Consider the following 12,370-nt stretch of genomic DNA (forward strand, 5'->3'; position numbering starts at 1 on the left):
TCAGGCCGGCGCGGCGGCGGGGGCCGGCTCGCGATGCAGGCAGGCAATGGCAACAGGCACGTTCTCCACGCGAGGATAGCGCACCAGCACCAGCGGGTCGTGGCCGGGAATGAAGTGGTCGGGAGAGCTTGCCGCCTTCACCAGCCGCTTGTGGCCTTCGAGCATACCAGCCACGTCGACCACCACGGGAAACGGGATCCTGCGTTCCAGGTTGGCGTAGTAGTGCGCGGCATCGGATGCCAGCACTACCCAGCCGCGCGCGGTATGCACGCGCACTGCCTGCAGGCCCTTGGTATGGCCGCCGACGCGGATCAGTTCCACGCCGGGGGCCAGGGTTTCGTCGCCATCATGGAAGCAGACCCGCTCGTCGTAGACGCGCCGCACGAAATCGCACACGTCTTCCACGGCAAAGGCCCGGCGCAGCGACGGCTCGCACATGCAGCGGCCAGTGGCATACGCGGCCTCATCGTCCTGGATATGGAAGGTGGCATTCGGCAGCTTGTCGAGGTTGCCGGCGTGGTCCCAATGCAGGTGGGTCAACACCACGTCGCGGATGTCCGCGGGCTCGACGTCCAAGTGCCTGAGCGCTTCGATCGGGCACAGGTCCAGCGGCCGCTTGCGCTGCTGTGCGCTGCGTTCGCCAAAGCCGGTATCGACCAGTATCGTGGTCTTGCCGTGCCGCACCAGCCAGATAAAGAAATCCATCTCGACCACGCCATCGTGCTCGTCGCGGAAGATGAAGTTCTCGCCGGTGCGCCGCTGCATGGTCGCGAAGCGCAGCGCATAGACCTCATATTGGGGCAGGGTGGATGCGGTAGTCATGCTGCCAGTTCTCCTTGGATCGGCGCGGCGCCAAGGTAAGCTTTCTGCACGAAATCGTCGGCCAGCAACGCCTGGCCGGTGCCGCTGCGCACCACCGCGCCCTGTTCCAGCACATACGCGTGGTGCGCCAGGCGCAGCGCCAGCCGCGCATTCTGCTCGACCAGCACGATCGACAGCCCGGTATCGCGATTGAGCGCCTCCACCGCATGCGCGATCTCCGCGATGATCTTGGGCGCGAGGCCCAGCGACGGTTCGTCCAGCATCAGCAGCTTCGGCTGCGCCATCAGCGCGCGGCCGATCGCCACCATCTGCTGCTCGCCGCCGGAGAGCGAGCCGGCCTGCTGGTGGCGGCGCTCGGCCACACGCGGGAACAGCGCGTAGACCTGCTCCATCGTGCGTTGCCGCGTGCGCGCGTTGCGTACCGTGTGGGCGCCGAGTTGCAGGTTTTCCAGCACCGTCATGCGCGGGAACAGCCGCCTCCCCTCGGGCGACAGGGCAATCCCGCGCGCGACGCGCGCTGCCGCCGGCAAGGCCGAGATGTCTTCGCCGCCCCACGTCAGGGTGCCGCGCGACAGCGGCTTCAGGCCCATCATGGCCTTGAGAGTGGTGGACTTGCCAGCGCCGTTGGAGCCGACCAGCGCCACGATCTGGCCGTCGCCGATGCGCAGGGAAACATCGTGCACCGCTTCCAGCGGACCGTAATGCACCGCAATGCGGTGGCCTTCAAGCATGGGCATAGTCGGGGGCTCCCAGGTAGGCTTCGATAACGGCCGGGTCCTGGCGGATGGCAGCGGGCGTGCCTTCCGCCACCTTCTGGCCCTGCACCAGTACCACGATGCGCTGGCACAGTTCCATGACCAGGGCCATGTGGTGCTCCACCAGCAAGAGCGACATGCCGCGCTGCTGCTGCAGCTGACGCAGCAGGCGGCCGAACTCAGCGCACTCCTCGCCGTTCAGTCCGGCCGCGGGCTCGTCAAGCAATAGCAGCGTCGGCCGCGTGGCAATGCCGATCGCCACGCCGAGCTTTTTCTGGTGCCCGTAGGCCAGCCCCCCAGCCAGCACATCCCGGAAGGGCACAAGCCCGGTCAGCTCCAGGATCTCGTCGACCTCCTTGCCGATCCGCGCCAGCGCGGCACGGCGCTCGGTCGTGCTCGCCATATGCGTCCAGATCGAGCCGGGCAGGGTGGATAGCGCACCGCGATGGATGTTCTGCGCCACGGTCGCGCACGGGTAGACGGCGGTCGACTGGAACGTGCGCGCCAGCCCGTGGCGCACCACGCGGCTGGGCGGCAGCCCGGTGATGTCGCGACCGTGCAGGCGCACCGTGCCGCCACTGGGCCGGATGCTGCCGCTGATCAGGTTGAACGCAGTGCTCTTGCCGGCGCCGTTGGGCCCGATCAGGCCGAAAACTTCGTCGGCGCCGACGTTGAAGCTCAGGCCGGAGACCGCCTTCAGGCCGCCAAAGTTCTTGCTGAGCTGGTTGACCTCCAGGATCGGCGTCATTGCGCGGCTCCTTTGCGATTGCGCCAGGGCGCGCGTTGCGCGAGGCTGGCCAGCCCTTGCGGCAGGAAGCGCAGCATCAGGATCAGCGCCACGCCATAGAAGATGGTCTGCGTCTGCACCGCGCCGCGGAACAGTTCGGGCAGGGGCGTCATGACCAGCGCCCCGACCAGCGGCCCGAACAAGGCCTTGCGGCCGCCAACCACCATCATGATGATGATGGCCGTGGACAGGTGGATATTGAATGACTCCGGCGAGATATAGCCCAGGTAGTACGCCGTCAGCGCGCCGCCCAGGCCCGCCAGCATGCCGCTGGCGGTAAAGGCGAACAATTGCGTGGCGCGCACGCTGATGCCGTTGGCCTCGGCCAGTTGGGCGTTGTCGCCTACGGTGTCGATGGCTTGGCCCGCCGGCGAGCGCAGCAGCACGGCCAGCAGCGCCGTGACGCCGGCCGTGAGCAATACCGCCATGGCATAGAATGCGGTCTTGTCGTCAAAGGCGTAGCCGAGGATCGACGCCGCCGGAATGCCGGCGATGCCGTTGGCGCCGCCGGTCACGGTGTCCCATTCCAGCAGCCCGAGCCGCACCAGCTCGCCGAAGGCAAAGGTCACCAGCACGAAATACACGCCCGACAGGCGCAGCACCACGGCCCCCAGCAGGAACGCGCAGGCGCCGCCCGCCGCCATCGCCGCGACCAGCGCCAGCGGGAACGGCAGCTTGGCCCCCATGCCCGCGAACACCGCGACATAGGCGCCAACGCCGACCAGCGCCCCGTGGCAGAGCGATATCTGCCCGGCCCGCGCCAGGATCGACAGGCCGCTGACGATGATGACGTTGATGCAGACCAGGATGGCCAGGTGCGTGGTGAAGGCGTCGCTGGTGGCCAGCGGCGCCAGCGCCAGGGCTAGCAGGACGACGCCGCGCAGCACGCCGCCGCTGCCGGCGCGCATCAGCGCAGGGGCCTTGGGCACCGGCGCCGGAATCACGCTTTTGCTTTCATTCATTGTCAGGTCTCCGCGCGGCCGAGCAGGCCGGTCGGCCGGATCACGAGCATCGCCATGACCAGGGCGAAGATCAGGATCTCGGCAATGCTGTTGCTGATGAAGGTGCTGGCCACGCTCTCGGTCACGCCGAGCAGCAGGCTGGCAAGCGCCGCGCCCGGGATGCTGCCCAGGCCGCCCAGGATCACCACGATGAAGGCCTTGAGCAGTGGCGTCGCGCCGATAAACGGCGACACCGAGAACAGCGGCGCCATCAGCGCGCCGGCGATGGCGGCCAGGCCGACCCCGATGCCGAAGCCCAGCGGATACATAAGCCGGGCCCGCACGCCCTGCGCCGTGGCGATCTCCGTATCCTGCACCACCGCGCGCAGGGCACGCCCGGTGCGGGTGTGGCCCAGGAACACATAGAGCGCGAGCAGCACGGCGACCGAGAAGCCCACCACGTACAGGCGCGACAGCGGTAGGCTCACCGCCCCCAGCGTCACGCTGCCATCGGCGACCGAAGGCATGAACTGCGGATCGGGCCCGAAGGCCATCAGCGCCACGGCCTGCAGGATCATGGCCAGGCCGATGGTGGCGATCATGCCGTTGAGCTCGTCATGCCGGAACGGCTTGAGCACCAGCTCCTCGATCACCCAGCCGAGTACGACCGCCAGCACGAAGGCGGCGCCCACGGCTGCCACGAACGGCAGCTGGAAGCGGGAGACCAGCAAGTAGGCAAAGAACGCCCCGAGCATGTAGAACTCGCCATGGGCGAAATTGACGATGCGCATCACGCCGAAGACCAGCGTAAAGCCGATCGCCATCAGCAGGTAGAGCAGGCCGATGATGACGCCGTTGACCAGCGCCTGCGCAACAAGGCTCGATGTCTGCATGGCGCTCACCGTGACACGGTTTCACAGGCATTGACGTTGCAGCGTGCGCGCACCACTTCCTTGCCGTCCTTGACCTCGGAGATAAAGAAGGGCGATTCGATCTGGTGGTCGATGCCGTACTTGGCCTTGCCGCCCCAGTTCAGCTTGCCCTGGATGCCCGGATAGTTGCTGATGCGCTCCAGCTCCATGCGCACCTTCTCCGAATCAGCCACGGTGCCGGCCTTCTGCATCGCTGCGAACAGCATGTTGGTGCCGTCGTAGAACGCGGGGCTGAAGCCGTTCATGTTCTTCTTGTACTTGTCGGCATAGCGCTGTGCATAGGTGGCCACGGCCTTGTTGTCCGGGTCGGTCAGCGAGCTGACCAGCATGCCCTCGGTGGCGGGCTTGCCTGCCACAGCGACGATCTCCGGCGTGGCCGGGCCGCCGTTGCGCACGATCGGCCCCTTGAAGCCCAGTTCGCGTGCCTGGCGCACGATCAGGCCGGCGGTCTGCGGCGAGTTGCCATCGAGCTCGATGGCGTCGATGCCGGAGGCGATCATGCGCGTGAGCAAGGGCACCATGTCCACGCGCTGGCGCTCGAAGAACTCCTTGGCTGACAGTGAGGCGCCGGCCTTGGCGTAGGCGGCCTCCAGGTCGCGCGAGATCTGCTGGCCGGACTCGTCATTGGGGAACAGCGCCCCCACCTTCTTCAGCTTCAGGTTCTTGACCAGCCAGACGATCGACGGATAGGAGGTCTCTTCCGTGGTCAGGTTGGGGCGGAACGAGTACGGCTTCTCGGGGCTCAATGCCTTGGCGGTAAAGCCCAGCGTCATGATGATGACCTTGTTGCGCTCGGTCAGCGGCGCCACGGCCAGCGCGGGCGCCGACCCCATCGGGCCGATGATGTACTTGACCTTGTCTTCGGAGATCAGCCGGTTGGCGGCAGTGACGGCATCGCTGGACTGGTACTTGTCGTCATAGGGGATGACCTGCACCTTGTAGCGCTTGCCGGCTACGTCCAGACCGCCTTTGGCGTTGACGTCGTCGGCGGCCAGCTCGGCGCCATACAGCAAGGCCTGTCCCCACGCCGCACCGGCGCCGGAAAGCGTCACCAGCGCGCCGATTTTCAGGGTTTCCTGGGCTTGCGCCAGGCAGGGCAGCAGGACCAGCGCCGGCAGCAGCCGCTTGATGTTGGTTTTCATGGTGTCTCCTCGTTGTTATGGGGGCGGATAAGAATGAGGCGGAACTGAACGGATGGGGCTAGCGGGTCATATCGATCGGGATCTCGATATCGAGCAGCGGTGCATGCTGCTGCGCGCCATAGACGTCGGTGTCGCCGATGGCGCCAGACGGGATGCGGCGCGGCAGCGTCGCCTTCCAGGCCAGTGCCGGTGGGTACTCGGTGAACTGGATGCTGGCGGGGGCTACGTTGTAGAGCCTGGCGATCAGCGCCGGCGTGATGACGCCGGTCTCGCGCACGCGCTCAAACAGCGCGGCGTTGTCGAACATGATGTCCAGGGTGATGTGAAAGGGCCCGGCGTTCTTGCTTTTGCACGCCTTGGCGATGTCCTTGAGCTTGACCATGGTGCGGTGTCCTGTACTTGAGCCCTATACCTGCTCGTATTCGATCGGAAACATGCACAGCGGGTCGTCGATCTCCACCACGTGCTGCAGCATGAATTCATAGATGGCGCCGCGCTCGATATCCGAGGGCGAGAACGGGAAGGCCATATTCCCCTCACGGCACATGCGCCCCGGGAAGTCGGAATGCAGCAGCGTCACGCGCGCCAGCGACAGCGCCGCATTGGCAATGTCCTGGGTGCGGGCCACCACTTCGGCAATGATGCTGACCTCCACCGGCGCCGCGTCCTGCGCTGGCTCCCATGCGCCCATGACGCCGTTGCGGCCATAAAGGCGCAGCACCAGCCGGTAGTCGTCGGGGCCGATACCCAGCGCCGCCACCTTCGTGGCCGTCGACGAGCGCACGAACGCCATGAAGGTGTCGAGCTGGCCGATCAGGCCCGGATCGCGGGTGGCGGCCAGGGCGATGGCGCTGAAGCCGGCGTGGCGCACGCCTTCGAGCTTGATGGAGTAGGGGCGCGGCTGCCATTGCATGCCAGTGATGCGCACGCGGCGATCGGTCACGACCTCGATCCGGCAGGCACTGGAATCAACGATGCCGCCGGGTTCATAGCGCGTGATCGGACTCGCGTTCTCGTGCAGCGCCTGCACCGCGACCGACAAGGGCGTGCAGCGCAGTTCGGGATTAAGTGGTTCCGCTTCGACGAAGTCGGGCCCCACGGTCACCATCAGGCAGTCGTGCTTTTTCGGGATGGCGGCATTGCAGGCGCATTCGAGAATCTTGCCCGCGTACCAGGCGGGCGCCTCGGGCAGGCCGTGGTGCATGGCCAGGGCAACCCATGGGGCAGGGTCGGTGCCGCGGCCGCCGAGGATCACCTGCGCGCCGGCCTGCAGCGCCTGCCGGTAGGGTTCCGGACCCATCATGCCGACCACGCGCACGGCCTGTTCTAGGTCGGCGGCGGTAAGCGCCGGCGCGTCGCCGAGCGGGCGGATCTTGCCGGCTTCGAGCTGCTGCAGCAGGAACGGCTGGTCCTGCTCCGCATGGATCAGCGCCATCCTGAAGTGCAGTTCATGCTCGGCAGCGATCTCGCGGATGATCTCCGCGCAGGCTTGCAGGTGCGGCTCGCCGCCGGCACCACCGCAGGTGCCCACCATTAGCGGGATGCCGTTGGCGATGGCGCCGCGCAGCAGCAGCGACAGGTCACGCTTCATCGCCAGCCGCGAGTTCAGCGTCTTGCCCGAGCCGAGGTAGTGCGGGCCGGGGTCGGAGCTGCCGCCGTCCACGCCGATCATGTGCGGCTGCAGCTCCAGCGCGCGCTGCAGCGAGCTTTCGGGAAAGCCATAGCCCAGGATGCCGCTGGCCGACATCATGCGTACGGTATTGGTCATGGTGCCTGCCCCGCTCATGCGGACACGCGGCGCCAGTCGCCGGCGCGCGGGCGTGCCAGCCCCAGGTTGCCGCGCAGGGTGCTTTCGCCGTACTCCTTGCGGAACAGCCCGCGCTTCTGCAGTTCGGGAATGACCAGGCGAACAATGTCTTCATAGGTACCAGGCACCGAGGTGGCCGACAGCACGAAGCCATCGCAGGCGCTCTTGAACCATTCCTCCATCTGGTCCGCCACCTGCGCGCCGGTGCCGCAGAACACCGGGCCGTCATTGAGCGTGCCGCGCCCGGACGCCTCCACGAAATCCTTGACCGACGGATTGCGCTTGCCGCTGACCTGCACGACCTTGTCGCGCAGGCTTTGCCACGACACCGCCGCCAGTTCCTCGTCGGTGAAGGGCTGGTCGTACGGGCGCCCGGAAAAGTCGATGTTGAGGGTCTCGCCGATCATTGTCAGGCCGTCGATCGGGCGCGACAGGCTGGCCACCAGTTCGCGCTGTTCCCGCGCCTGGCTTTCGGTCTCGGCGACGATGATCTTGAGTTCGGGCGCGATCTTCAGCGAGTCGGGATCGCGGCCCGCGTTGGCCACGCCGTCCTTGAGCGCCTGGTATTGCTTCTTGCCGTTCTCCAGCGTTGGGTACTTGGCAAATACCACCTCGGCCCAGCGCGCCGCGAACGACAGCCCGCGGCCGCTCTGGCCGGCCTGCAGGATCACCGGGTGGCCCTGGTTCGAGCGCGGCACCGTCAGCGGCCCGCGCGACTGGAAGAAGCGCCCGGCATGGTCGAGCCGGCGCACCATGTCCGGATCGGCGAAATGCCCCGTCGCCTTGTCCGGATTCATGGCGCCTTCGCGCCACGTGTCCCAGTGGCCCATCACCACTTCCATGAACTCGTCGGCGCGGTCGTAGCGCAGGTCGTGCTCCAGGTGCTCGGTGTGGCCGAAGTTGGCGGCCTCCGAATCGTTCATCGACGTCACCACGTTCCAGGCCACGCGGCCCTTGCTCATCAGATCGAGCGTGGCGAACAGGCGCGCCACGTGGAAGGGCTCGTAATAGGTGGTGGAGTAGGTGGCGCCAAGGCCCAGCTTCGAGGTCACCATGGCCATCGCCATCAGCACCGAAGTGGGCTCGAGCTTGATGGCGCGCACGCCGTACTTCACTGTGTCGCGATGGCTGGCGCCATAGATGTCCGGCATGGCAAGGCGGTCGTCGAAGAAGGCCATGTCGAACTTGCCTTCCTCCAGCGTGCGGGCGACGCGCTGGTAGTACTCGGGCGACAGGTAGTCGGTCATGCTTGACGGGTGTCGCCACGAGCCCACATAGTTCGAGCAGTTCTGGGCTTGCAGGAAGGCCACCAGGGCCATTTGTCGGGGCGCTTTGCTCATGTTCGTCTTCTCGGTCGGGTGGATCCAGAAACACAACGTTTCGAGAGGCCAGTATTGGCGTCGGCCCCGATGGGCACAATTTCCGCGGTGTGATAGTTTTATAACCACTATGAATAAATCACCCGAGCGCCCCTCGCTGGCCCGCCTTGACCTGGCCGAGCTGGAAACCTTCCTGTGGGTCGTGCGCGAACGCAGCTTCAGCGTGGCCGCGCAGAAGCTTCATTTGTCGCAACCCGCGGTGACCAATCGTGTCAGGCGCCTGGAAGACAAGCTGCGCGTCAGGCTGCTGCAGCGCACCACGCGCTCGGTGGAGCCGACGGCTGAGGGCACACTGTTGAGCGAGGCCGCGGAACAGGCCGTGGCTGGCCTGCGTGAAGCGCTCAAGCGCTTCAGTGCCGTGTCGGAGGGCGAGCGTAACCGGGTGGTGGTGGCGGCCACACCGATGCTGTCGGCCACCGTGCTGCCGAAGCTGATCCATGCGTATACCGAGCGTTACCCGGACCTGCAGATCGTGCTGCGCGACCTGCCTTACGAGCGCGTGATCCGCAGCGTGGTGGAGGGCCAGGCTGATATTGGCGTGACGGCGCTGGACGGCACGCCGCGCGGCCTGCGCTTCCAGTCGCTGGCGGAGGAAAAGATGCTGCTGGTGGTGCCGGCAAAGCATCCGCTGGCCGGTACCAAGACCGTCACGCTGGACAAGCTGCTGCCATACCGCCTGATGTTCCTCGACCGCTACGACACCCTGCGCAAGCACCTGGCCGAGGAATTCCGCAAGCGCGGGGCCGACTTCGATCCGGCCACCGTGGCCACGCTGCCGACCCTGCTGGGCATGATCGATGCCGGCCAGTGCATCACCTTCCTGCCGCGCTCGATGGCGCAGAACAACGCCAGGCGCACCCGCGCCACGCTGACCGTGACGGACCTGGAGGCGTCGCGGCGCTACGGCAGCGTGGTGCAGCAAAAGGCCGAGCTTAGCGCCGCCGTGCAGAACTTCCGGGCGTTCCTGCGCCAGCACTTCAGGACTGAGCTGGAGCAGCTCGACTGATCCTGCCGCGCGCCGGTATTTATTACGGCTCGCTATCAATGCATTCGTCTCCGCAATTTGTGCGTGACCGCAGGCCGAACCTAGACTTGGCCCGTCAACTACTCACGGAGACGGCCATGGAGGCCTTGCAGACTGCGATAGCGTGCGCCCCGGCGGCAGTACCCGCACACCGTTTCGACACGGTGGAAGCAGCGATCGCCGCGGTCTCGCGCGGTGAATTTGTCATCGTGGTCGATGACGAGCAGCGTGAGAACGAGGGCGACCTGATCATGGCCGCCAGCGCCATGACCCCGGAGGCGATGGCCTTCATGGTGCGCCATACCAGCGGCGTGATCTGCGTGGCCATGCCTGGCAGTGCGCTGGATCGCCTGGCGCTGCCGCTGATGGTCGAAGCCAACACAGAGTCGTTCACCACGGCATTCACGGTCAGCGTCGATGTCCGCAGCGGCACTTCCACTGGGATCTCTGCGGCGGACCGCGCCGCCACTATGCGCGCACTGGCCGATCCCACCAGCGGCCCGCAGGACTTCGCCAGTCCCGGCCACGTGTTTCCGCTGCGCTGCCGCCCAGGCGGCGTGCTGGCGCGCCCCGGTCATACCGAAGCGGCGCAGGACCTCGTGCATCTGGCGGGCCGCGGCATTGGCGGAGTGCTCTGCGAGCTGGTCAACGATGATGGCAGCATGGCGCGCCGCTCCGACCTGTTCCGCTTTGCCGCCAGACACCACCTGGCGATGATTTCCATCGCCCAACTGATCGCGTTCCGGCACGGGCCGGGTACGCAGCCCGATACTTGCCTGCCCTGAAAGGACCCCCCCATGAACCAGATCGACAGCCGCGCACTCCGCAAGACGCTGGGCGCCTTTACCACAGGCGTCACGGTGATTACGACGGTGGACGCCAGCGGCAAGGCCTATGGCGTGACCGCCAACTCTTTCAACTCGGTCTCGCTCGATCCGCCGCTGATCTTGTGGAGCCAGTCGCTCACGTCGAGCAGCTACCCGGCCTTCCGCGATTGCGACCGCTTCGTGGTGAATATTCTCGCCGACCACCAGATCCATGTCTCCAACCAGTTCGCGAAGTCCGGCGACGACAAGTTCCGCGGCATCGCGGTGGTGCCCGGCCTGGGCGGCGTGCCGATCATCGACGGCTGCGCCGCGCACCTGGAATGCGAAAAGATCGCGGCCTACCCGGGCGGAGACCATGTCGTGTACCTCGGGCGTGTTGCGCGCATGGAGCGCGCCGCGCGCCGGCCACTGGCTTTCGGCGATGGCCGCTACATGGTCACCTTTGCGCACGACCTGGGCGAACTGGCCGGCGCCAACGGATCATCGGCGGGCCTGCCGGCGCTGGAGGCCGTGCGGCTGGCGGGCGCGGTGTTGCCGGAGGTCTGCGAGCAGATCGGCCAGCGCACGGTTGGGCTGGCCGTGTGGGGCAACCTGGGTCCGACGATCGTGCGCTGGGAGCCGTCAGTGGCACCGGTCAGCCCGTATCTGCAGACGGGGGTGGTTGTCAGCCTGACCCAATCGGCAACGGGCCTGGCGTTCGCGGCGTTCATGCGGCCGGACATCGTGCAAGACGCCATTGACCGCGAACTGGCAGCGCGCGGGTTTGCGGGGCAGGCCGATCCGGACGGACTTGCCGCGAAGCTGGCGGAGGTCCGCCAACAAGGGATGGCGCGTGCGGTCGGCGCGGGCCCTTCGGCACGACACAAGGTCACGGTCAACGCGTTCAGTGCACCCGTGTTCGATGCCAACGGGGAGATGGTGTTGTCGCTCTCGACGACCTGCCTAGCTGAACGGCTTGGCGCAGACTGGGACGGAGCTGTCCCGGTTGCGCTTCGTCGCGCGGCGGAAGAACTGTCCAAGCGTCTGGGGTACAGAGGGCGCAGCGACCGTCGACAGGCTGCACAGGGGCAATGAAAAGCGGTCGGCATAGCTGTCAGAGGGTTGGAACAAAATCAACTGCTCGCGGCTCGCCCGCGAGGGACAGGCCGGGCGACGCGCATCGCGGTCTTGCATGCTGGCCGGAGTGAGCAGTTCAGCGAGCAGTATGCCCAGTGTATCGATCCCAGATGGACTTACGGTCTTTGACCTCGCTGTTGGCATCGACGCTCTGATCTCCCACCGACTTCACGGTACGCCCCAGCGTTGTGGGATAATTGGAACATGTTTTTCTGCAGTCTTCGCCAAGCTTATTGGTGACTCTGAAATCAATTTTGGACAAATCAATTCATGGAACCGAAATTTCAGCGTGGGTGGCATCTCGCAAAAACCGAGCTGGAGCAAAAGGCCACCGAATTCGAGTGGGCATTGATCCGGTTCCATGAGTCGTTTTCCCGATTCGTGCTGTCCACCGGCATGGTGACGATTGCCGCCGATGTGGATATCAAGTACGAGGAGCACGTCATTCTTCACGTCATCAGGATGCAGGACCGGCCAAAAAACAGTGCCACCATTGCGCGCCTGATGAATCGAGATGATATTCCGAATATCCAGTACAGCTTGCGCAAGCTGGAGACGGCCGGTCTGATCGAGAAGCAGAGGGAAAAGAACAGCAAGACTTTTGCCTACACTGTCAGTGAACTGGGAGTCAAGCTGACGGACGAGTATTACAAGGTCAGGGCTGAGATCCTGGTGAAGCGCCTGGAAGAAATCAGCGAAGTGTCGGAGAAGTTTGAACGGGCGTCGCGCTTCCTGTCACTGCTGACCGGCATCTATGAGGAAGCCGCGCGCGATTCGGCGACGATCACACCGTTGCGGGAAGACGGGCAGGAGTGAGATCAGGCCGGCATTGCCCGGC

General features: G+C 65.9%; 13 protein-coding genes. 4 read left to right on the top strand and 9 right to left on the bottom strand.

The window, feature by feature from the left end:
• The 9 genes from AC3WL8_RS27295 to AC3WL8_RS27335 are packed head-to-tail and all read right to left on the bottom strand — an operon-like array spanning position 1 to position 8,526.
• Positions 1-822 carry an N-acyl homoserine lactonase family protein gene (locus AC3WL8_RS27295; protein WP_492379200.1) on the bottom strand — a complete coding sequence of 274 codons (822 nt, stop codon included), beginning with the start codon at positions 820-822 and terminating at the stop codon, positions 1-3.
• Positions 819-1,559: an ABC transporter ATP-binding protein gene (locus AC3WL8_RS27300; protein WP_492379201.1), complete on the bottom strand. Its 741-nt coding sequence runs from the start codon at positions 1,557-1,559 to the stop codon at positions 819-821. Before AC3WL8_RS27300 ends, AC3WL8_RS27295 begins: the two co-directional genes overlap by 4 nt.
• Positions 1,546-2,325 carry an ABC transporter ATP-binding protein gene (locus AC3WL8_RS27305; RefSeq protein ID WP_492379202.1) on the bottom strand — a complete coding sequence of 260 codons (780 nt, stop codon included), beginning with the start codon at positions 2,323-2,325 and terminating at the stop codon, positions 1,546-1,548. Before AC3WL8_RS27305 ends, AC3WL8_RS27300 begins: the two co-directional genes overlap by 14 nt.
• Positions 2,322-3,326 (bottom strand): branched-chain amino acid ABC transporter permease, encoded by a 1,005-nt coding sequence (locus AC3WL8_RS27310; RefSeq protein WP_492379203.1) that lies wholly within the window; start codon positions 3,324-3,326, stop codon positions 2,322-2,324. Before AC3WL8_RS27310 ends, AC3WL8_RS27305 begins: the two co-directional genes overlap by 4 nt.
• Before the next feature lie 2 nt (positions 3,327-3,328).
• Complete coding sequence (locus tag AC3WL8_RS27315; RefSeq protein WP_492379204.1) at positions 3,329-4,198, bottom strand: branched-chain amino acid ABC transporter permease; 870 nt, start codon at positions 4,196-4,198, stop codon at positions 3,329-3,331.
• Between the two features lie 5 nt (positions 4,199-4,203).
• Entirely contained in the window at positions 4,204-5,379 is a 1,176-nt protein-coding gene (locus tag AC3WL8_RS27320) for an ABC transporter substrate-binding protein (RefSeq protein ID WP_492379205.1), read from the bottom strand.
• 58 nt (positions 5,380-5,437) lie between these two features.
• The gene (locus AC3WL8_RS27325) at positions 5,438-5,761 is read right to left on the bottom strand and encodes a DUF4387 domain-containing protein (RefSeq protein WP_492379206.1); all 324 of its coding nucleotides are present in this window, start codon (positions 5,759-5,761) and stop codon (positions 5,438-5,440) included.
• A gap of 24 nt (positions 5,762-5,785) precedes the next feature.
• Positions 5,786-7,147 carry an acyclic terpene utilization AtuA family protein gene (locus tag AC3WL8_RS27330; RefSeq protein ID WP_492379207.1) on the bottom strand — a complete coding sequence of 454 codons (1,362 nt, stop codon included), beginning with the start codon at positions 7,145-7,147 and terminating at the stop codon, positions 5,786-5,788.
• 14 nt (positions 7,148-7,161) lie between these two features.
• Positions 7,162-8,526 (bottom strand): LLM class flavin-dependent oxidoreductase, encoded by a 1,365-nt coding sequence (locus AC3WL8_RS27335; RefSeq protein ID WP_492379208.1) that lies wholly within the window; start codon positions 8,524-8,526, stop codon positions 7,162-7,164.
• Between the two features lie 109 nt (positions 8,527-8,635).
• On the opposite strand from AC3WL8_RS27335, the gene AC3WL8_RS27340 reads away from it, so the two are divergent.
• The 4 genes from AC3WL8_RS27340 to AC3WL8_RS27355 all read left to right on the top strand — a co-directional run bounded on the left by AC3WL8_RS27340 (position 8,636) and on the right by AC3WL8_RS27355 (position 12,348).
• On the top strand, positions 8,636-9,571 hold the full coding sequence (locus tag AC3WL8_RS27340) for a LysR family transcriptional regulator (RefSeq protein WP_492379209.1): 936 nt from the start codon (positions 8,636-8,638) through the stop codon (positions 9,569-9,571).
• Positions 9,572-9,687: 116 nt separating this feature from the next.
• A complete protein-coding gene (ribB, locus tag AC3WL8_RS27345; RefSeq protein WP_492379210.1) occupies positions 9,688-10,374 on the top strand; it encodes a 3,4-dihydroxy-2-butanone-4-phosphate synthase in 687 nt (228 codons plus the stop codon).
• 12 nt (positions 10,375-10,386) lie between these two features.
• Positions 10,387-11,490, top strand: coding sequence for a flavin reductase (locus AC3WL8_RS27350; protein ID WP_492379211.1), 1,104 nt, complete (start codon positions 10,387-10,389; stop codon positions 11,488-11,490).
• A gap of 312 nt (positions 11,491-11,802) precedes the next feature.
• On the top strand, positions 11,803-12,348 hold the full coding sequence (locus AC3WL8_RS27355; RefSeq protein WP_492379212.1) for a winged helix DNA-binding protein: 546 nt from the start codon (positions 11,803-11,805) through the stop codon (positions 12,346-12,348).
• Positions 12,349-12,370 lie beyond the last annotated feature (22 nt).

It is taken from the genome of Cupriavidus sp. FW305-F7 (assembly GCF_058782875.1).